General features: G+C 57.7%; 20 protein-coding genes and 1 tRNA gene. 8 read left to right on the top strand and 13 right to left on the bottom strand.

What is annotated here, in order from left to right; genetic code table 11:
- Positions 1 to 2: 2 nt before the first annotated feature.
- Positions 3 to 2,039, bottom strand: coding sequence for a 3-hydroxyacyl-CoA dehydrogenase NAD-binding domain-containing protein (locus FOM92_RS14620; protein WP_246087321.1), 2,037 nt, complete (start codon positions 2,037 to 2,039; stop codon positions 3 to 5).
- 250 nt (positions 2,040 to 2,289) lie between these two features.
- On the opposite strand from FOM92_RS14620, the gene FOM92_RS14615 reads away from it, so the two are divergent.
- The 3 genes from FOM92_RS14615 (at position 2,290) to FOM92_RS14605 (ending at position 6,018) form a co-directional block, all read left to right on the top strand.
- Complete coding sequence (locus FOM92_RS14615) at positions 2,290 to 3,831, top strand: acyl-CoA synthetase (RefSeq protein ID WP_143777543.1); 1,542 nt, start codon at positions 2,290 to 2,292, stop codon at positions 3,829 to 3,831.
- 55 nt (positions 3,832 to 3,886) lie between these two features.
- Positions 3,887 to 4,669: an SDR family oxidoreductase gene (locus FOM92_RS14610; RefSeq protein WP_143777542.1), complete on the top strand. Its 783-nt coding sequence runs from the start codon at positions 3,887 to 3,889 to the stop codon at positions 4,667 to 4,669.
- Positions 4,670 to 4,776: 107 nt separating this feature from the next.
- Entirely contained in the window at positions 4,777 to 6,018 is a 1,242-nt protein-coding gene (locus tag FOM92_RS14605) for an MFS transporter (RefSeq protein WP_143777541.1), read from the top strand.
- A 390-nt stretch (positions 6,019 to 6,408) separates the two neighbouring features.
- Here the strand turns inward: FOM92_RS14605 and FOM92_RS14600 are convergent.
- Positions 6,409 to 6,499 (bottom strand) — tRNA-Ser (locus FOM92_RS14600).
- Positions 6,500 to 6,579: 80 nt separating this feature from the next.
- Here FOM92_RS14600 and FOM92_RS14595 point away from each other — a divergent pair.
- A complete protein-coding gene (locus tag FOM92_RS14595; RefSeq protein ID WP_143777540.1) occupies positions 6,580 to 7,605 on the top strand; it encodes a peptidylprolyl isomerase in 1,026 nt (341 codons plus the stop codon).
- A gap of 12 nt (positions 7,606 to 7,617) precedes the next feature.
- On the top strand, positions 7,618 to 7,938 hold the full coding sequence (locus FOM92_RS14590; protein ID WP_143777539.1) for a DUF1905 domain-containing protein: 321 nt from the start codon (positions 7,618 to 7,620) through the stop codon (positions 7,936 to 7,938).
- Here the strand turns inward: FOM92_RS14590 and FOM92_RS14585 are convergent.
- The 10 genes from FOM92_RS14585 to hemC all read right to left on the bottom strand — a co-directional run bounded on the left by FOM92_RS14585 (position 7,935) and on the right by hemC (position 16,220).
- The gene (locus tag FOM92_RS14585) at positions 7,935 to 8,648 is read right to left on the bottom strand and encodes a sigma-70 family RNA polymerase sigma factor (RefSeq protein WP_143777538.1); all 714 of its coding nucleotides are present in this window, start codon (positions 8,646 to 8,648) and stop codon (positions 7,935 to 7,937) included. The two genes, FOM92_RS14590 and FOM92_RS14585, sit on opposite strands and share 4 nt — an antisense overlap.
- On the bottom strand, positions 8,635 to 10,749 hold the full coding sequence (gene flhA, locus FOM92_RS14580) for a flagellar biosynthesis protein FlhA (protein ID WP_143777537.1): 2,115 nt from the start codon (positions 10,747 to 10,749) through the stop codon (positions 8,635 to 8,637). Before flhA ends, FOM92_RS14585 begins: the two co-directional genes overlap by 14 nt.
- Positions 10,746 to 11,528, bottom strand: coding sequence for a lytic transglycosylase domain-containing protein (locus tag FOM92_RS14575; protein WP_143777536.1), 783 nt, complete (start codon positions 11,526 to 11,528; stop codon positions 10,746 to 10,748). Before FOM92_RS14575 ends, flhA begins: the two co-directional genes overlap by 4 nt.
- 67 nt (positions 11,529 to 11,595) lie before the next feature.
- On the bottom strand, positions 11,596 to 11,889 hold the full coding sequence (locus FOM92_RS14570; protein ID WP_143777535.1) for a hypothetical protein: 294 nt from the start codon (positions 11,887 to 11,889) through the stop codon (positions 11,596 to 11,598).
- Positions 11,890 to 11,892: 3 nt separating this feature from the next.
- Positions 11,893 to 12,165 (bottom strand): flagellar biosynthesis anti-sigma factor FlgM, encoded by a 273-nt coding sequence (gene flgM / locus FOM92_RS14565; protein WP_170226904.1) that lies wholly within the window; start codon positions 12,163 to 12,165, stop codon positions 11,893 to 11,895.
- A 228-nt stretch (positions 12,166 to 12,393) separates the two neighbouring features.
- Complete coding sequence (locus FOM92_RS14560) at positions 12,394 to 12,825, bottom strand: flagella basal body P-ring formation protein FlgA (RefSeq protein WP_143777533.1); 432 nt, start codon at positions 12,823 to 12,825, stop codon at positions 12,394 to 12,396.
- A 144-nt stretch (positions 12,826 to 12,969) separates the two neighbouring features.
- The gene (locus FOM92_RS14555; RefSeq protein WP_143777532.1) at positions 12,970 to 13,689 is read right to left on the bottom strand and encodes an esterase/lipase family protein; all 720 of its coding nucleotides are present in this window, start codon (positions 13,687 to 13,689) and stop codon (positions 12,970 to 12,972) included.
- 49 nt (positions 13,690 to 13,738) lie between these two features.
- Complete coding sequence (locus FOM92_RS14550; RefSeq protein ID WP_143777531.1) at positions 13,739 to 14,572, bottom strand: MICOS complex subunit MIC60; 834 nt, start codon at positions 14,570 to 14,572, stop codon at positions 13,739 to 13,741.
- A gap of 59 nt (positions 14,573 to 14,631) precedes the next feature.
- Entirely contained in the window at positions 14,632 to 15,285 is a 654-nt protein-coding gene (locus FOM92_RS14545) for a uroporphyrinogen-III synthase (protein WP_170226903.1), read from the bottom strand.
- Positions 15,282 to 16,220: a hydroxymethylbilane synthase gene (gene hemC, locus FOM92_RS14540; protein ID WP_143777529.1), complete on the bottom strand. Its 939-nt coding sequence runs from the start codon at positions 16,218 to 16,220 to the stop codon at positions 15,282 to 15,284. Before hemC ends, FOM92_RS14545 begins: the two co-directional genes overlap by 4 nt.
- Before the next feature lie 42 nt (positions 16,221 to 16,262).
- On the opposite strand from hemC, the gene tsaD reads away from it, so the two are divergent.
- From tsaD to FOM92_RS14525, 3 genes are read left to right on the top strand one after another with little or no spacing between them, the layout of a single operon-like run.
- On the top strand, positions 16,263 to 17,297 hold the full coding sequence (gene tsaD, locus FOM92_RS14535) for a tRNA (adenosine(37)-N6)-threonylcarbamoyltransferase complex transferase subunit TsaD (RefSeq protein ID WP_143777528.1): 1,035 nt from the start codon (positions 16,263 to 16,265) through the stop codon (positions 17,295 to 17,297).
- A complete protein-coding gene (locus tag FOM92_RS14530) occupies positions 17,294 to 18,289 on the top strand; it encodes an NAD(P)H-dependent glycerol-3-phosphate dehydrogenase (protein WP_143777527.1) in 996 nt (331 codons plus the stop codon). Before tsaD ends, FOM92_RS14530 begins: the two co-directional genes overlap by 4 nt.
- 44 nt (positions 18,290 to 18,333) lie before the next feature.
- On the top strand, positions 18,334 to 19,830 hold the full coding sequence (locus FOM92_RS14525; protein ID WP_246087320.1) for a lipopolysaccharide biosynthesis protein: 1,497 nt from the start codon (positions 18,334 to 18,336) through the stop codon (positions 19,828 to 19,830).
- Here FOM92_RS14525 and FOM92_RS14520 read toward each other — a convergent pair.
- A complete protein-coding gene (locus FOM92_RS14520) occupies positions 19,827 to 20,822 on the bottom strand; it encodes an adenosine kinase (RefSeq protein ID WP_143777525.1) in 996 nt (331 codons plus the stop codon). The two genes, FOM92_RS14525 and FOM92_RS14520, sit on opposite strands and share 4 nt — an antisense overlap.
- Positions 20,823 to 20,855 lie beyond the last annotated feature (33 nt).

The following is a 20,855-nucleotide window of genomic DNA, read 5'->3' as shown; positions in this document are numbered from 1 at the left end:
TCCTAAACAGCCATTGCCTTCAACTTTGCGGCAATTGAGATGCCTTGTTTCTCTAACGCGGCAGCGATCCTACCCGCCCCTACTTGTTCACCCCAGTACATTGGGCCCCCGCGATAGGCGGGCCATCCATAGCCATGAACCCAGACCACATCGATGTCCGACGTGCGCTGGGCTTTGCCTTCTTCGAGGATAAGGCACCCTTCGTTGACCATAGGATGTAGCGTACGCTCGATAATCTCCTCGTCGGTAATTTCGCGTTTGGGAAGGTTTGATCGTGAACGAAAATCTTCGATGATTGCGAGGGTCTCGGGCGATGGAGTGCCGTTGAGCCGTTCGTCGTAATCGTAGAATCCCTTCCCGTTCTTCTGACCAAGCCGACCGGCTGCACAAAGCGCATCGCGGATCGTTTCGACCCGCAAAGGATCGCGGTGCCAGCCCACATCTAGTCCCGCCAGATCGCTCATCCGGAAGGGACCCATCGGCATACCGAAGACGAAATGAGCCCGGTCGATCTGCTCGAGCGATGCACCTTCCAGCAACAGTTGCAGCGCTGCCTGCTGGAGCTGGGCAAACATGCGGTTGCCGATAAAGCCATCGCAAACACCGGCCACCACCGCGATCTTGCCGATCCTCTTGGCCAAGGCCATCACGGTCGCGAGCGCACCGTCCGAAGTCTCGTTGCCTCGCACCACTTCGAGCAGCTTTATGACGTTGGCGGGCGAGAAGAAGTGCATGCCCAGCACATCCTGCGGCCGCGATGTCGCCGAAGCGATTTCGTTCACGTCGAGATAACTGGTATTGGTCGCAAGGATCGCGCCCTGCTTGCAGATCCGGTCGAGCTTGGCGAACACCTCCAGCTTGACGTCCATCTCCTCATAGACGGCTTCGATCACCAGATCGCAGTCGGAAAGATCTTCGAGAGCAAGCGACGGGCTCAGGAGGTCCAAAATCTGTTCGGCCTGCTCAGCACTGAAACGGCCTTTGGCGGCTGAAGCTTCATAATTTCTGCGGATTAGTCCGACACCGCTGTCGAGATTATCCTGTGCCTGCTCGACCAAGGTGACCGGGATTCCCTTCTGCAGGAAATTCATCGCGATGCCGCAACCCTTGGTGTCTGCACCAACCACCCCGACACGCCGTATGTCGCGCAGCGGAGTATCCTTGGGCAAGCCATCGACCTTGGCCGCTTGTCGCTCAGCAAAGAACATGTGCCGTTGGGCCTTGGTCTGTGCTCCTTCGCGAAGACGCACAAACTCCTCGCGCTCGAACTGCAAACCATCCTCGGGGTCTTCCACACCAGCTGCAAATTCAACACACTTGAGAGCGACATAAGGCGCTTCAAAACCTCGCCACTTGCGGGCGTTTTCTTCCTTGAGTTTCTCGATCGCGGTGAGATTGCCGGTAACGGGCAAATTGCGAGTCGATCGCGGCCCCATGGCAATACACTCGCGAGCAAAGGTTATAGCATCTGCCCTGAGGCTCGTCTCTTCGGCCAGCCGGTCGACCAGCCCACGCTCATGCCCCTCGACCGCGGAAATCGGTTCGCCAAGCGACACCATGATTGCCGCCTGCTCAATTCCGACGACGCGCGGCAGGCGCTGCGTTCCTCCAGCGCCGGGGATGAGGCCCAGTTTGACTTCTGGTAGGCCGAGTTGTGCGGAAGGAACCGCGATCCGGTAGTGACACACTAGCGCCAGTTCAAATCCACCACCCAGCGCCGACCCGTGAATGGCTGCTACTATAGGCTTGTCAGCATATTCGAAGGTATCGAACACTTCCAGAAATGTAAGGCCGCTGGGAATATTCGGATTGCCCATTTCTGAGATGTCGGCACCGGCTATAAAAGTGCGGCCCGCGCAGATGAGGACAATCGCCTTTACGCTATTATCTGCCACCGCCTTACCGATTTCTTCGCCGATCCCATTGCGGACATGCCAACTCAAGGCGTTTACCGGAGGATTATCGATCGTAAGGATCAGCACTTCTCCATCTCGCGTTGTAGTAACAGATTGCATTTCGTCGGCTCCACTAACGACCATATCTTACGCTCCTGCCATCCCATATGACACCAGACTTGACAAGAAAAACTTACCCGTTAGTTTTATATACATGACGACTTGATCGAGGGTCTCAATCTAGGAATGCCTTGTTTCGAGGTATCTTCCCGTGCGAAGCCTAAAGGGATTGCGTCTGCGATCATTGGATGCTGTCAAACAACAGGCGCCCACTTTCTTGAATTGGCGCTTGGGACGGCTCCACCGTAAAGACTACTACGCCTTCGGAGAATCGATGCATCCGACTGTTCACGCCAAGTCACACCCAGATAGAGCCGCATATATTATGGCGGTTTCTGGCGAGGTGGTCACCTATCGACAGCTTGACGATCGATCGAACCAGGCTGCCCACTTACTACTTTCTCTAGGTCTGAAAGCGGGCGACGTTGTTGCTATCTGCATGGATAACAACCCTCAATTTTTCGAGGTTGTCTGGGGGGCGCAACGTTCGGGTCTTTATTATGCCTGCATTTCGTCCAAGCTCTCGGCGGGTGAGATCGAATACATCGTCCGGGATTGCGGAGCGCGTGCCCTAGTTGTGTCCTCCGGCATCGGTGAGGCTGCCAACCAGTTGCCCAATATATTACCCGGTGACATCAAGCTGTTCATGACCGGTACGACCGTCGCTCCTTACACCAGCTGGGAAGAGGCGCGGAATGCGTTTCCGGAAACCAGCGTAGTCGATGAAACCGCTGGCGGATCGATCCTTTACTCATCTGGCACCACTGGAAAACCCAAGGGAATCAAGCGCCCGCTAACCGGAGGATCAATCCTAGACAAGACTTTCCTCGATCACCTTATTCAGGGGCCTTTCGGTATTGGCGAAGGGTGCACTTATCTTTCTCCAGCGCCGCTCTACCATGCCGCGCCACTAGGTTGGGCGCTGGGAATTCACCGCTTGGGCGGGACAGTGATCGTGATGGAGAAGTTCGATCCAGAGCATGTCCTGCAGCTCATCGAACGTTTTAAGATCGATGTCGCCCAATTTGTACCGACCCATTTTGTTCGAATGCTCAAGCTTCCCGTTGGCGCAGCAGAGAAATACGATGTCTCAAGCCTGGTGTCAGTGATTCATGCCGCAGCGCCCTGCCCCATCCCGATCAAGGAACAGATGATCAACTGGTTCGGGCCGATCGTTCACGAATATTATTCCGGATCGGAGGGCATTGGATTCTGCCATATCACTTCCGAAGAATGGCTGGCACACAAAGGGTCGGTCGGCCGTGCGATCGTGGGCAAGATCCAGATCTGCGACGAAGACGGAGAACCCCTGCCCCCGCGCAGCGAAGGCGTCGTCCATTTCTCGGATGGACCACCGCTGAGCTATCACAACGCGCCCGAGAAAGTGACGGAGAACAGCAATAAATATGGCTGGACCACATTGGGTGATGTGGGCTGGGTTGATGAGGAGGGTTACCTTTATCTCACCGACCGGAGGAGTTTCATGATCATCTCGGGCGGGGTCAACATTTACCCTCAGGAAATAGAGAATCTCTTGATCTTGCACCCCAAGGTTGCCGATGCAGCGGTCGTCGGTGCGCCCAATGAAGACATGGGCGAGGAAGTGGTAGCAGTGATACAGCCACAGGATTGGAGTGATGCTGACCAAGCGTTGCGCGATGAGCTGCTGGGTTATGCGAGAGCCAACCTGTCGCATATAAAAACCCCACGTCGGCTGGATTTCATGCAGGAGCTTCCCCGCCACCCCAATGGCAAGCTGTACAAACGACTCCTTCGCGACAGCTATTGGGGGAAGGGCCAGACGACAAGCGTCTGAGGCGCCGGGCAACCAATCGTAAATCGGACATATTCAAGGAAGGCAGTGAACAAACATGAAGCTGAACAATTCGATTTCCGCCGTAGTCACAGGTGGCGCCTCGGGGCTCGGTCAAGCAGCGGCCGAAGCGCTTGCTGACCAAGGGGTGAAGGTCGCCATCTTCGACATCAACGAGGAACGCGGTGAAGCAGTTGCCAATGCCATCGGTGGTGTCTTCTGCAACGTCAACATCATGAGCGAGGAAAGTGCGGACGAAGGCTTCGCCAAGGCACGCGCAGCACATGGTCAGGAACGCATTCTGGTTCACTGCGCCATGGCATCACGGCGCGGCAAGACCCTGTCGTTCGACAAGGAGACCAGCAAATTCAAGCGGACGTCTACCGAAGACTATGAATTTGGGGTCCAGGGCATCCTCGTCGCGTCCTACCGAATGGCCTCGCTCTCGGCGCTTGGCATGAGCGAACTAGAGCCGCTCGACGATGGCGAGCGTGGTTGCATCACCCTGACCGCTTCGGTCGCCGCCCAAGATGCGCAGATCGGACAGGTCATCTACGGCTCGGCCAAGGCCGGCGTGAACGGACTGGTCCTGCCGATTGCCCGCGATCTAATGGATCTGGGCATCCGCTGTAACTCGATCATGCCGGGTATTTTCGCAACGCCATTAGTCAGCAACATGCCGCAGAACGTCATCGATGCCTTGGGCGCGGCGGTTCCCTTTCCAAAGCGCCTCGGCAAGCCGGAGGAATTCGGTAGTCTTGTCGCCGAACTCAACCGCAACACCTACTTCAACGGCCAGTGTATCCGCCTCGACGGCGCGATCCGTATGGCACCAAAATAGGCGTGGAACGGCACTCACACTCTACTGAGGATAAACCTCCATCCACCGCTTCTGCTTACCCGCCGGAAAGGCAGGGCTGGTTCACAGTCGGAATCCTTACGGTTCTGATGACGCTGTCGGTGCTCGACCGCAATTTGCTTTCGCTGCTGGTCATACCGATCCAAGCCGATCTGGGTTTCAGCGAGATTCAAATGGGCGCATTGATGGGTATCGCCTTCGGCCTATTCTTCTGTCTCGGAGCATTACCGATCGGCTGGGCGCTTGACCGATATAGCCGCCCTTTGGTGATCTGGGCCGGCGTGACAGTCTGGAGTATCGGCACCATGGCCTGCGGTATGGCTCAGAACTTCTGGTCGTTCTTTGCGGCACGGGCCACGATAGGCGCCGGCGAAGCCGTTTTGGGGCCCGGATCGCAATCGCTATTGTCCGACTATTTTCCGCCCAAACGACTCGCTTTGCCGATGGCGGTTTATTCGACCGGTATTAAGATCGGGGCAGGAGTTTCCCTTGCGATCGGCGGAGCGCTGACTCTCTTAATTTCGCCAGACACGAGTTATGACGTGATGGGGCTAGTGACCTTGCGAGGCTGGCAAGCCATCTTTTTGATCGTCGGCGCGCCGGGATTACTTATAGCCTTTCTTGCATTCACAATCCGGGATCCCCGTATTTCTTCATGCGATAAAGTCCATAAGGTCGGCTACGCTGATTACTTTAAAGTTGTAAAGGCCAATTGGCGCTTTGTCGTGCCTCATCATCTAGGACTTGTACTGGTGGGAATGGTTGCTGTCGGATTGCAAGCTTGGATGCCGGTTTTTTTCGAGCGGGTGCATGGGCTCTCAACGGCTCAAATCGGTCCATCCCTTGGGCTGGCAATATCAGTCGGAACGGTCGTCGGGTTACCATTGCATGGCAAAATAGTCGACTTTTGGTTTTCGCGAGGTGTGACCGACGCACATCTGCGTTATGTTGCGATCACTACCATGATTGCGACCATTGTCGCCGTCGCGATCTTTGCTGTTCCCGACCCGGGTCACTCGCTTTTCTTGGTCGGGCTCTATTTCCTTATCATCTCGGGTTACCTAAGCTTGCCGGTCACTATTCTTCAGATCATTACGCCGATAGAAATGCGTGGAAAAGCAGCATCGCTCCTCGTTGCTATCAATGGGGTGATCGCTCTCGGCGGTGCCCCGCTACTTGTGGCAACTGTGACTGACGCACTCGGTGGTGGCCAAGCTATTGGGGAATCTCTACTGCTCTGCTCACTCTCAATCTTGCCCCTTAGCGCACTTGCGTTTTGGCTTGCATTGCCTTCCGTTCGTTCGCTGATGGCGTCCCGAACAAGTACGTGACCGGCTTTTGCTAGTCCGGCATAGCCGTTGGTTCCATAGCTCTATTGGTCAATGAAGTGACGGTCTGTGGCCAAGTGATTGTGGAGCGAGGCGTAGACGAAGAATTGAAGCAGCGGATCGGACTTGCGTCGGGCCAGAACGAAGTATTAGCAATCTATGGTTCACCTGAACAACGCCTGCATTATACCCTGACAGCGTCGTCAAGGATAGTCTTCGCTTCAGTCTAGTGGGGGCTCGCTATTCGATTTTATGTTAAATTGAAATCGTCGCACCTGGAGCGATAAGCACTTGAGCTCAAGGCAGGAATCAATGAAGCTGCCATGACGTATCTGTGCGCGCAAAAACTGGGGGAGCCGCTATCCTCAGCTAAGACCCAGAAGGCAGACTAGGTGGCGGAGACGGAGGGATTCGAACCCTCGATACGCTTTTGACGTATACTCACTTTCCAGGCGAGCGCCTTCGACCACTCGGCCACGTCTCCGCATCCCCTTGGGGGAAGCGACGCCCCTAGCGGCTCCTTTGCGCTTTCGCAAGGCACTGTGATTTGCCATAAGCCGTTCCATGAAAAGATTTTTGAATTTGACCGCCGCCGCCGCATTTTGCGCAGCATCGCCAGCTATCGCGCAAGAGCAAAAAACCTATCCCGCGCCGGGCGAGATTGTCGCGGCGGCCAAGGCACAGGAATGGGCCCCTATTGCGGCGTCCGATCTGCTGGTCATGGACCTGGCGCCCGACGCGGCGGGAAGGCCGCGCCGCGTGGTGATCCAGTTGATGCCGGCCCCGTTCAGCAAGGGGTGGATCGGCAATATCCGCAAACTGGCAAACGCCAAATGGTGGGACGGCACCAGTATCAACCGTGTGCAGGACAATTATGTTGTCCAATGGGGCGATGCTACGGAGAAGAAGGCTTTGCCAGAGGGATTGGCGGCGGTGCCTGAGAGTGAGTATACTGCAACATCAGATCTCAAAATTCGTCTCGAAGCGCTAGATACGACGCTATCTTCGTTTCATAAAAACTTCCCAGAGTTTGCAGACAAATTCCCGAAGTCCAAGAATGCCTCCCAGAGTGAGCTTTCTAAGCGGCTCCGGAAATCGCTCAAAGCCGATCTGTACGCCGATGCCCATGCGGTGGTGGAAGGTTGGCCGATTGCATTTGATCTAAAGGGAACGCAGTGGCCCATCCATTGTTATGGCATGGTTGGCGTTGGCCGGAACCTTTCCCCGGACACCGGCACAGGCGCGGAGCTATATACGGTCATCGGCCATGCACCGCGGCATCTGGACCGTAATATCGCCTTGGTCGGCCGCGTCATCGAAGGGATCGAGCATCTGTCCAGCCTGCCGCGCGGCACAGGTGCGCTGGGCTTTTACGAAAAGGAAGCAGAACGGGTGCCGATTTTGTCGGTACGCCTAGGGTCCGACGCGCAAAATGTTCCGTCTTTCGAATATCTGCGGACCGAGAGCGACAGCTTCAAAGCCTATGCCGACGCGCGGGCGAACCGGCGCGATCCCTTTTTCATAAGGCCGGCGGGTGGCGCGGATATTTGCAACATTCCGGTCCCGGTGCGGCGGCAAACGGCCAAGTAAAAGAGGTCAGCGATGACCGAGACACACCATATAACCGCGAAACTGTGGCTGTGGAACAGCGACAAGGCTGCGGCGAGTTGGCATTTTCTGACAATAGAAGGCGAAGCGGCCGAGGCGATTCATGCCCTTGCCCTGATGCGACGGCTCGAAAGCGGGCGGCGGCGCGGTTGGGGGGCGATGAAGGTGCATGTCACCATCGGGGAGACGTCCTGGGATACATCCATATTCCCGGACAAGGGGAGCGGCGGCTGGCTGCTTCCGGTCAAGGCAGCGGTGCGTAAAGCGGAGGAGCTGGTCGCAGGCGACGAGGTGCGGGTTAGCGTAACGCTTTAATCCGCCATCAGCATCCGCATCTTGTCCAGCGCCGCCTTTTTGATCTGGCAGACGCGTGCAGCACCAACGCCCAATGTCTCGCCGATTTCGTCCAGATTCAGCTCTTCCACAAAATAGAGTTGCAGGATCATGGCCTCGCGTTCGGACAGCTTGGCGAGATTGGCAATGAGGGCCTCGCGCAACTGCGCCTTTTCCATGGCGGTATCGGCGCTGTCGGCAAGATCTGCAAACCACATATCATGGTCCGAATAGCTTTCATCGATCGATTCCTGGCCCACGGCCTGCGTTGATGCAGCCATCGCATAATAGGCTTGCGGATCGAGACCCGCAGCATCGGCCATTTCAGCATCGGTCGGCGGGCGCATATATTCCTGTTCCAGGCGCGTGCGTATACCGGCCAAGTAACGGCGGTTGGCCATGCCCGCGCGGCCCATCCGGGCATCACGGCGCAGGGCATCCACCATCGCGCCACGAATGCGGGTCGACGCATAAGGCGCAAAGGCGATTCCGCGATCTTCAAAATTCTGGGCGGCCTCGACAAGCGCAATGAAGCCAATCTGGATCAGGTCTTCAACCTCGATCGCCGTCGACATGCGGCTGTGCACATGCCAGGCGACCCGGCGGACAAGGGCACTATGCGCTTCTATCAGACGCGCAGGACTCGTCGCATCGGGACGGGCGTAAGCGGCGCGGGCTTCATTCAGCATCATGGTCTCCTTTGTAAGGGTTGGCATCAGCCAGACGCGGCGTGCCGCCGACAACGGCGATCACATCGACTTTTTTGGTTTCCGGAATTTCGAGGAAGGACAGCACAGCGACGTCGCTGAACTGCGCCCGCAGGAGGCGCGCGACAGCCGCACGGCACAGCGGGGATGTGATGACGGCAAAGCTGCGCGCGGCGACCAGCATAGGCTGCACCGCTTCATCCACCGCGCTGATGATCCGACGGGCAAGTGCCGGTTCGAACGGCCAGTTCGCAGAGGGTGCAGTTTGTACCGACTGGACAAGCAGATTTTCGAGTTCGCCATCGAATGTGATCGCCGGCAAAGGCATTTTCACAGGGACGATGGTCTGGACGATAAGCGGTCCAAGACGCTGACGGACAGCCTCTACCAGATCGGACGCGTCCAGATTCCGCGGCGCAAGATCGACCATAGCCTCGGCCACGCGGCGGAAATCGCGCAGCGGAACACGCTCGGCCAGAAGTGCGCGGCACAGCGCGGTGATCGCAGCGAGCGAATAGGGCGCGGGCGTCAAACCGGCGGCCAGTTGCGGGTAGCTTTCCTTGAGATTGTCGATCAACGCCTGCGCGTCATCCATGCCAAATAATTCGGCGGCGGACGCGGTCGCCAACTGGTTCAAATGGGTTGCGATAACGGTCGCAGGGTCAACGACCGTATAGCCTGCGGCAACGGCATCGATACGGTCGCGCTCTGCAATCCAGAGGGCATCCAGTCCAAAGCTGGGATCCTTGACCGCGCGACCGGTAATACCCTCCAGACAGTCGCCGGAATCAAGCGCGAGCAATTCATTTGCCCAGGCGCTGTCTTCGCCGACCAGAACACCCGAAATCCGGATCTGGTAGGTGTTTCCGGGAAGCGACAGATCATCGGTCACCTTCACCATAGGCACGACAAAGCCAAATTCGCGTGAAAGCTGCCGGCGGATGGCGGTGACACGGCCCATCAGCGGCGCGCCTTTCCGTTCATCGACAAGGCTGACCAGAGAATAGCCGAGCTCCAGCGTGATGGGCGCGGTTTCTGCGATTTCGTGCCATTCGATAACATGGCCGGGGGTTGCGTCGACGATAGTCTCGTCCGGCTTTGGCGGCGCCTTTTCCACACGGCGGAGCAACCACCATATACCACCTGCGACCGCAGCGGCAGGCAGCACGACGAGTTGGGGCATCGCCGGAACCATTCCCAGCAGTGCGAGAATGGCGGCAACCGGACCCCAAGCGCGGGCATGCCCGAACTGCGTCGAAATCTGCCCAGACAGGTCGAGGGGCGAAGATACGCGGGTAACAATGGCTGCCGCGGCAATGGAAAGCAGGAGCGCGGGCACCTGTGCAACCAGCGCGTCGCCAATGGCGAGCTTGATATAAATCTCGGCCGCATCGCCAAAGCTGAGATCATGGCTGACGACGCCCAGAATCAGTCCGCCAAAAATATTGACGAACAGGATCAGCAGGCCTGCAATGGCGTCGCCCTTCACAAATTTGGAGGCACCGTCCATCGAACCGTAAAAGTCCGCCTCGGTCGCCACTTCCTGACGCCGCGCCTTGGCTTCATCGGGGGTGACGAGACCAGCGTTCAGATCGGCATCGATCGCCATCTGCTTGCCGGGCAATGCATCCAGTGTGAAACGGGCAGACACTTCTGACACGCGTCCGGCACCCTTTGTGATCACGACCATGTTGATGATCATCAACACGGCGAAGACGAACAGGCCGACGATGTAATCGCCGCCGATCAAAATGGCGCCGAAAGCCTCGATAACATGGCCCGCAGCAGCAACGCCATTATGGCCGTCCACCAGAACGACGCGGGTCGACGCCACGTTCAGGGCCAGCCGGAACAATGTGGCTAGCAGCAGAACGGTCGGAAATGCCGAAAAGTCGAGCGGCTTGGCGACGTTCATGGCGACCATCAGGACCGCCAGACTGATCATGATGTTCAGGATGAAGCCGACATCCAGCAGCATTGCCGGTATCGGTACGATCATCAGCATGACGAGCAGCAACACCGCGACGGGCAGCGCACCACCCTTTATGGTTTGCAGCCAGATGGAGAGGTTGAGCCGGTCCATCATGACGAAATGCCCGACAGGCGGCGATAGGCGTCGCGTGCAAAGTTCAGATCAAGCTTTTTCGGCATGGGCAGCATCGTCGCCATTTCAAGCGGCGTACGTCCGGTGTTGGATGAGGACGCCATATGGCTGCTCTGTCTGTTCAAGGCGGGAAACTGGCTCTGCGTATTGCCGAGCTTGGCCGCGAAATTCTGGCGGATTTCGGCCAGGCTCCTGGCTCCACCGTCATCGCGGAAGAAAATTGGGCGATTTGCACGCGCGGCTTCGGAAAAAAGCGGTGCTGCGCTCTGCGTCGGATCAGCGCGATAGGCGTCGAGAAACTTCGCGGCCCCTTCGGCACCCAGAAAGTGCGCCAGATAAAGGTCGACCGGCTCGGGACTGGCCCCAATACGTTCCTGCAGATATGCGCCATTGTCTGCGGCAAATTCGGCGGCCATCGCTGCGGCCGCATCCGGATCGCTGCGCAAATCAAGAATGGCTGCGCGCGTCGACGGATCTGAAACGAAAAAGGTTCCGTCCGAATTGCGGGAAATAGCATTTGCGGCCCATCCCATACCATGGGAAGCGCCATGTTCCTTCACGGTGCCCAGCCATGTTTGCTTGGTAAATTGATAAAGGCCCGTCGCGCTGGATGTGGCCGCGCGCGCATCGGGGCGCATCCCGCTTTCGATACGGGCCTGATCCATTAAATAGTCGAAATCGACACCGGTACGTGCCGATGCGCGGGCAATTGCCGCCGTCACCCTATGTGGTGATCCCGTATCGTTAATCGGGCGTGTCATATTCTGGTCCGGTTGTTCATGCGGGATGAACTGCAATGCCCGTGCCAGTTTTGTAAAAACCCTGCTTTTACGCGTGTTTCTGCGGCATCACATAAATTGCGGACGACGCCTGACCGCGATATTCGGCCAAACGGTCAATTTTCTGTCTATTCCAGGCCGTCAGATATTTGACCCGGGTACGTGCCGCCTCGGCCTGTTTCATGCCGTAAGAAAGCTGATCCTTGGGAGGGGCGCCCCGTGCTTGCCGCAACTTCTCAATCGCCAGCGACAACGCGCCACTCGCCGACAGGATTGCATCCGCATCCTGCGTATCAAGCGCCGCGATCAGGTCGGACTGGCATTGAAGGACGGCATCCATCATGGGCTAGCCCAGATCCTGTCCACCAAAGCGGATGATACCGTCGGCAACAGCTCCCAAATCGACCTTATATGCGCCACTCGCCAGCGCCGCCCGCAACGAGGCGACCTTTTCGGCGTCATATGGGGGGCCCTTTTGCGCCAATGCTGTCGCAAGGCTCAAACTGTGCGGAGCAGCAGGTTTGAGCATTTTTTCACGCTTCGGCGCCGCCTCCGCGGCACCAGACGCACGGAGACCCGGAGCCAGTCTGGCTGGTCCGAATGTAACGGAATCCACCATTTTTCTGTTCCTTTCCATATCGACCGTCGGGAAACCGACAGCCTGTATGAAAGCAGAAACGGCGACTGCCGCGCAAAGTTTAGTCTTAAACTTTTATAAATATTCGGCGGATGAAAAAAATTTTTACCCGCCCGTCACAGGACAAAAGTGGCGGCAAGCGCCGGTTTCTCTGCATTGCACACGAAATTGCTGTCAAATCAATCTTGTAGACCGATCCGCCTGCAGGCTTCAGAACGAGACGACACCCCGGGATTTGACATAGGCCGTCATAGTCGTCGACGATGTCAGCGATTTGACGCGGACAGGCTGACCTGCTGCCGCGTCTTCCAATGCAATCATGGTGGTAGAAACGGCAAAACCCGGCCCATCTGAAACGCATTCGACCATTTCGCCCTTGCGAATGACGATTTCTGGTGATCCAGCTGGTTCAAGCGACGCCTTTACAGGCACGCGAAAGCGCCAGCCGAGCGCTGGGCAGCGGACAATCACGGCTCCGCCCGCCGGGGGCGCCACAATCGGTGCATCAGGGCATTGCGCCAGTTTCAGGCGTTTATCGACCTGTTCGGCCTGGGGAGCGATGGCGGAAATGCGGCTATCCAAAGCCTGCAAGTCCTCAAAACCTCCCGAAACGGCGGCGACGATGAAGAGTATGTGGTGCATAAAGGCTCCTGAAGAATGAACTCTTCAAGAACTAAGCAATCATCGTGCCAGTCGGCTTCTTCTCCATGGCAAAGCACAGCATATTCATTCCACAACCGCTAAGTTGGCGAAATGGCCCGCCAGAGTGGGCAGAAGCGGAGGCCTTTAAACGAGAACCCGGGCAATGGCGCGGATGGCGTCGGGTTGCGCGACAAATGCCATATGCGTGCAATCCAGTTCAACCTGATGATCCGATTCATGATGCTGACCGCAGGCGGAACCGGGGGCAACAACCCCGTCATTGCGGGACCAGAAAGCGCAGGTTGGGACCGGCGGTTTTTCCGACAGGATCACGTCAATCGGAGGATTGTCGACTTTATATCCTGCGACAAATTCATAAAGACGCCATGCGTTATTGGCGCGGGGATCCCCTGAAAAAGGGCTGCCCAAGGTAACGACCTTGTCAACATCGTGACGTGCGACCTTTGCATATTCGCGCGCAATCAGCCCGCCGAGACTCCATCCAACAAGGGTCAGAGGCCCGTCGATCGCGAGTTCTTCAACACGGCGTCCCAGTCTTTCGAAAATATCCGACCTTATCCCCTTGTTCCGGCCAAGACCCCAGCCATGGGCAGCAAAGCCGGCATTTTGCAACGAACGGCGCAGGCGGGACGTCGTTTGGTCAGATGCCATGAATCCGGGTATGACCATAACATGCCGACCATTACCGGCAACATCGAGAGGAACGGTCGAGGCAAAGGCGGCACTGGTCCGCATATAGGCAAAGGAGAGCGCCTCGCGCGCCAATAGCGGCAAGGGCGGTGCACTATCGGCACTGCCTGCCTGCTTGTTCGCCAGATTGAAATTGGAGAATCGCGTTGCCATGACGCCTGTATATGTCAGGCGCACATTTATGAAAGATTTATGACGCTTTTTATTCTGGTGTCGTCGTCGGCAAAGCTGTCTGCGGCTCCGGAGCGATGGGCGGCATGACGGGCGCCACTGGTAAGGGTGGCGCGGCTAATGCGCTTCGTTCCAGTTGATCGAGTGCCTTGCGCGTTTCATTGTAGGTGCGCGCACGAACAAGCCATGCCTGCGCTTCCACCGAATTGGCACCGGGCATTTCGGATACTTCCAGAATTGCCCCTCCCAAATTCCCCGACTCGACCAATGCATGCGCACGAAGCAGCCTTTGTGTCGGTGCAGGCGACGGCGATTCGGATTTGCGCAATACAAACAGTTCGGAAAATTCACGCTGTATAGTCGCCCAAACCGTTTCCTCGCGCGTTCCTGTGACCAACATATTGTCTATGGCTGTCAGGTCTGCCTGCAAGGATTGTAGTGTAATCGGGGTCTGTGACGCCTGCAAAACCGTCATGACCGCTTTGGGCTGGGTCGCACCAAAACGCAGCCGAAGCTGGTCGGCCAGATATCCAAGGGGGGCGCCACTATCCAAAGTGCGCCGGGCCGCAAACGCCACCAGCAAGCCTTCCGCCCGCGCCGTATTTCCGGCAGCGATCACAGAATCGACGGATGACACCGAGGGTTGAACCGCCAGCGGCACGGCGGCTACATTCTGTACGGGTGCTTTGTCTTGTACAGGTCCTATCGGCGCAGGCGCGCTATTCTGGTCCAGCAGCCCATATTCATCCGCCAGCCACCAGCTGGCCCCGGCACCGCCCGCAAAGGCAACGAATAGCAGCAAGGCTATATGCTTGAAACGGACTCCATTGCGCGGAGTTGCGGCATTCGTCGCAAATTCAGTCATTAAATCCCCTTCGTCCCAACCACCAGTTAGGGATTAGCATGGCTTTTTGTAAAGGGCGTTTATAATTGAGACAAGAGGTCGTTATCGGTCGGCGCCGGCGCGATCCGGACGTTCGCCCAGCCTGTTCCTGCTGCTGAAGCTATTTTTTCGGACAATGCCGCAATTGAAATCCTGTCCTTCGGAATCTCGAGTTCCTCAACCAAAGAGCAAAACCGCGATGCCGCGCGGGCGGAATGCAAGAGGACATAATCTGCGTCCAACAACTTCCCGGTGAAATCATCCGGAACCGGCAGAGTGGCGCTGCGATAAACAATCCGGCAATCGATATGCATGCCGGGCGGCGGTACAAAGGACGTCCGGTCTTCCCCTGCGAGCCAGAGCAGGCGACGCGCATCAATCTGCTCCAAAAGGCTTTCTATTCCTGCGGACCCCACATGTTTTACGTCAAAGCCCGAACGCCGCGCATAGTCCGCACTATTCTGTCCTACCGCATAGAGCGGCAGGCAGGTCAGTTGTACAAGCCGGTCGTCAACATGGCGCAAGGCATTTGCACTGGTCAGCAATATCCCGTCAAAATCACCAACCTCAGGCAGATTCCATTCCACGGCCTGGGTTGCGAACAAAGGCAGGCAGACCGGAATGTGTCCCGCCGCTTCAACACGGGCGGCTGTGGCATCGGCTCCCGGTTTGGGACGAACGATCAGAAGCTTCACGGTGCAAACAGGTGCCGCAACCGGTCGCCGGCTTTTTCCAGCAATGCATGGGCAAGGCGGGCCGGTCCTTCATGGTCATCCGACACGAATTCCAGAATGCCGCTGTGACGTTCGCTGCCGTCTTCGGACAGTATTTCGCCGCGCAATGTGATGGTATCGGCGTTGCAGGTTGCATGTGCTGCGACCGGGGAATGGCAGTTGCCGCCCAGTGCCTCAAGAAATGCCCGTTCCGCTGTTACCGCCGTAAAGGTCGCCGGATGGTTGACCGCTTGCAAAAACACCGCAAGTTCGTCCCGGGACGCCAAATGGTCAATCCCGATGGCGCCTTGCGCCGCGGCGGGTAACATGGTTTCAAGCGGCAAGCTGGTCCCCACATCTGGTTGACCAAGACGGTCCAGTCCGGCAGCCGCCAATAGGGTTGCATCAAATTCGCCAGCCGCCACCTGCGCCATGCGCGTCGCGACATTGCCCCGAATGGGCCGGGTTTCAAGATCAGGCCGCATTGCCTTTAACTGCGCCGCCCGGCGTGGACTGGACGTTCCGATAACGGCCTGCGGCCGCAGGTCGTCGAGATTTGTGACCCCAATCAACCGATCACGCACATCTGCCCGCGGAAGCATCGCCGACAATTTGAATAAGGGTGACCGAACGGTTTCCACATCTTTCATGGAGTGCACGGCGATATCAATATCGTCCTCAATCAGGGCGCGCTCCAGCTCTTTGGTCCAAAGCGCTTTACCGCCAATCTCGGCCAAGGGGCGGTCCTGTATTTTGTCGCCGCTGGACAGCATGGGCACCAAAATGACCGCGCTTTCCTCGAGATTATGCGCCTGCCTGATTGCCGCTGCCGCCATTTCTGCCTGCGCCAGAGCAAGGGGTGAGCGCCGCGTTCCGATGCGCAAAGGGGTGTGCGAAGTATATTCAGGGACCGTCATGCCGCTTGTTCATAGCGAGGCAGGCACCTATGGGAAAGGGCAATGGCAATTATTCTGGGTCTTGAATCAAGCTGTGATGAGACAGCGGCGGCTATCGTGCGTTCCGACAGGACGATTTTGGCGCACGCACTCGCCGGACAAGAGGACCATCATCGCGCCTTTGGCGGCGTAGTCCCCGAAATCGCGGCACGCGCGCATGCGGAACTGATGACACCACTTGTAGAGGCGGCGCTGGATGAAGCGGGCATGACCCTTGACGACATTGATGCCATTGCAGCAACCGCAGGCCCCGGTTTGATCGGTGGTGTCATGGTTGGACTGGTCACCGCAAAAGCGCTCGCCATGGCAACGGACAAACCTTTGATTGCTGTCAACCATCTGGAAGGACATGCGCTTTCGCCCCGTCTGGTCGATGCTGATCTTTCCTTCCCCTATTTGCTGCTTCTCGTATCGGGTGGCCATTGCCAGTTATTGCGGGTCAACGGGGTTGGCGAATATGACCGGTTGGCAACAACCATTGATGACGCTGTGGGCGAAGCATTTGACAAGACTGCCAAAATTTTGGGGCTGGGTTTTCCGGGCGGACCGGCTGTCGAGCGGGCTGCAGCAAATGGGAATGCCAGTGCGGTTCCTCTACCCCGGCCGTTAAAAGGTGCGGACGAACCGCATTTCTCGTTTGCCGGGCTTAAAAGTGCGGTGTTGCGCGCGCATGAGTCCGGTCAATATCGGGTCGAGGATATCGCGGCATCCTTTCAACAGGCTGTTGTCGACTGCCTTCTCGACCGGCTCAGCTATTCCGTGGATCGTATCGAACCCTTGTCCGCTTTGGTCGTTGCCGGGGGCGTAGCCGCCAATGGCGCCATCCGTACAATGCTGGCCGATTTTGCTGATGAGCGGGGCATGCGTTTCGTCGCGCCACCTCTATGGCTGTGTACCGATAATGGCGCGATGATCGCATGGGCCGGAGCCGAACGTCTGGCAGCCGGTATGACCGACGGATTGGATTTTGTTGCGCGACCGCGCTGGCCACTGGACCCGAATGCGGCCCCTGCCCGGGGTGCTGGAGTGAAAGCATGAGTGAAAAGCGATACCCTGTCGGCATTGTAGGTGGCGGCGCCTGGGGCACAGCCCTCGCGTCCGTGATGGCGCAAATCCATCCGGAGGTCCTCATTTGGGCGCGCGAGAGCGAAGTTGTCTCGGCGATAAATGAAACGCACGAAAACAGTCTTTTTCTGAGCGGATTGAAACTCGCATCCAATATTCGGGCCACCAGCGATCTTGCCGCTATGGAGGCATGTGGCGCGCTTTTGATCGTCACCCCTGCCCAACATGTCCGCGCGACGCTCACCGCACTCCCCAAGACGGACGCGCCGCTGCTGCTCTGTGCAAAAGGCATTGAGGCAGGCACCGAAATGCTCATGTCGGATATCGCGGCCGAGGTGCGGCCCGAAAACCCGCTTGCCGTCCTTTCCGGTCCTACGTTCGCGCATGAGGTGGCGGCCGGAAAGCCGACGGCCATCACATTGGCAACGGCAAATCAGGCTATGGGCGCCGTACTGATGCGCCTGATCGCAGCGCCCCATTTCCGGCCCTATTGGTCGGAGGATGTGACAGGTGCCGAAATCGGCGGCGCGGTGAAAAATGTTCTGGCCATCGGCTGCGGCGTTGTTGACGGGGCTGGCCTGGGTCTCAACGCGCGTGCCTCTTTAATCGCGCGTGGATTTGCGGAAATTCAGCGCTATGGTCTCGCCCGTGGTGCACGGCCTGAAACGCTTGCCGGTCTTTCCGGTCTAGGCGATTTGGTGCTAACATGCAGTTCGGACAATTCACGTAATTTCTCGCTCGGTCGGGGGTTGGGCCAGGGTCTGTCTGCCGAAGCCCTGCTTTCGGATCGAAACACGGTCGCCGAAGGTGCATTCACCGCGCCTGTATTGCTGCAATCCGCCCAGAAGCTCGGAATTGAAATGCCCATCGTCGCCGCCGTCTGCGCTTTGCTGGAGGGCAAGGCCAATGTCGGTGATGTGACCGCAGCCTTGCTCTCGCGTCCTCTAAAGGCCGAAAGCTGGTAAGTTGCCAGCGATTGCGCTAGCCTCCGGCCAACAGGGATGAGATATTGACCGAAGTCCGGACCGATGAGGATGACATTCAGGCGCTGGCCAAAGGCGGGCGGACGAATGTTTTCGGCTTTCTCCTGCGGCTTGCGGCGCGCATCCCATTTCTGTTTATCGCCGGGCGGCTTTACGGTCCTGAAGCCTTGGGCCGCTTTGCCTATGCGATATTGATTGTCGAATTTGTCGCGCAACTGGCAACGCTCGGATTGCGCCGGGGCTTGGCGGAACTTTTATCGCAAGGCGAACGACCCCATTCCAATCTGGTCGCCGACGCCATGTTTTCGGCAATGCTCGCCTCGGCAATTGGAGCCGCATTTCTGATCGCCGTGCCGCAAATCATGTTTCCCAACAGCGCGATAAACGGACTGGACCGGTTCCTGCCGCTCGTCATTTTCACCATCGTCGCCACCGACATTGCGCTTGCGGCTCTGGCTTACCGCTTTGATATCGTATCAACCGTGCGTGCGCGCGCCATTGTGGAACCGTGGACCATCAGCATTGCCGCCGGTGCCTTCTACTTTTATTCGGCGCGCGACGGCTTGATCCTTGCCTATGTCACGTCACTGATTGCGGCATTGCTATTCGCCTTATGGCCCTTGTGGCGCAGTTACGGGATCGCCTGGGGTTGGGTGCCGAGCCTGTCTCGATCCTATGTCATCGCGCGCCGCAACCTGCCACTCGCCGCTGCCGATGCCGCGGAATGGGGAAGCCGCCGACTGGACCTTGCCATTTTGGGGTTGTTCGCCTCGCCTGCGGTGGTCGGGATATATTATGTAGCCCAACAGGTCGCCAGCCTGCCACAAAAGCTGAAAACCAGTTTTGACCCGATTTTAGGGCCTGTCATTACCCGTAATTTACAGACCAAAAACTATGCCGAAATTGCCCGGCAAGTCGGGCAGGTGGGTTTCTGGATTATCGCTGCGCAAGCCGGAATCGCGTTGGCCCTTGGCATACCGGGCGAAGCGGTCATGGGTCTGGTGGGGCCTGAATTTGTTGGCGGAACAGGTGCCCTCGCCTTTTTGCTGGCCGCAGAAGTAGCCGCCGCAACGGCGGTCGTCAGTGAATCGGCTCTGGTCTATATGGCGCGGCACCGCAATTTGCTGATCTCCATCATGATGCTCGCCGTCCAGGCTTTGGTAAGCGTGGGGCTCATCATGCTTATTCCCTATTTGCCAATAAAGCCGTCCTATGTCGGTCTTTACCAGGCTGCAGCGGTCGCGTGCGGATTGATGATTTCGCTCGGCATCGGTTCGATCATCAAATCGCGTTTCCTGAGCCGCCTATTGGGTCACGGCATCAGTATCTGGCGCAGCGCCCTTATCTTCGCGGTCATCGGCGCGGCCGGTATCGGAATGCTGATCGTCAGTGTTCCTGCCCGCTTCGAATGGGTGGAACTGACCATCGGCATCCCGGTCATTTTGGGACTGTATAGCTGGATCATCTGGCGGTGGGGTTTCGGCCCGGACGACCGGGTGCTGTTCCGCAAGAAGTCCGATTAGCCCAGCCTGTTGCGCACCAGTTCGGCGATATCGGCCTCAGGCCGCGCGCCATAATGGGAGATGATCTCGGCTGCACACACTGCACCCATCGTCAGGCAGTCGGCCATCGGCCGCTTTTGCGCGATACCTGCAAAGACGCCCGCTGCGAACAGGTCTCCTGCTCCGGTGGTGTCGACCAGACGTGAAACAGGCTCTGCCGCAACTGTGGTCCGCACGCCATTTTCGACAGCGATCGCCCCATGTTCGCCACGCGTGCACACCAGCAGCGGAACCTTGGCCGCAATTGCCGCAACCGATGCTTCGAAATCATCGCTGCCATGCAGCGCACAGATTTCGACTTCGTTTGCAAAAAGGATATCGATCCGTCCTGCATCCATTTCAGCCAGGAAGTCGGGTCCGTGCCGGGAAATGACAAATGCGTCGGAAAGCGTCAGGGCGACCTTGCGCCCCGCCGCGCGTGCGACGTCGATGGCTGTCCGCATGGCGGCGCGCGGCTCTTCTGGGTCCCACAAATAGCCTTCGAGATACAGAATTGCAGCGCTCTCGATCAGTTCCTTGTCGATCAGCCGCGCGGGCAGATATTGCGACGCACCCAGAAAGGTGTTCATGGTACGCTGGGCGTCAGGCGTCACCAGAATATAGCAACAGGCCGTCGCCGGGGCGCCTTCACGCGCCGGAATATCAAAATGGATGCCGCCAGCCCGGATATCATGTGCGAACACATTGCCCAGCTGGTCATTTGCCACCTGACCGATAAATGCGGTTTTATGACCTAAGCGCGCCAGACCGGCCAAAGTGTTGGCAGCCGAACCACCACTGATTTCACGTGCCGGCCCCATATGGTCGTAAAGCGCTTTTGCCCGCGCTTCGTCGATCAACTGCATGCTGCCTTTGGTCAGGCCCTGTTCGGTGATGAAACGATCATCGGTATCGGCGATAACATCTACAATCGCATTGCCGATTGCGAGCACGTCATAACGAATTTCAGTCATAATATATCCTGTTTACGGTCCGGCGCGCCCTAG

Source organism: Sphingorhabdus contaminans, assembly GCF_007280415.1.
Taxonomy (GTDB): domain Bacteria; phylum Pseudomonadota; class Alphaproteobacteria; order Sphingomonadales; family Sphingomonadaceae; genus Sphingorhabdus_B; species Sphingorhabdus_B contaminans.
This window is presented reverse-complemented; position numbering and strand designations above follow the sequence as displayed.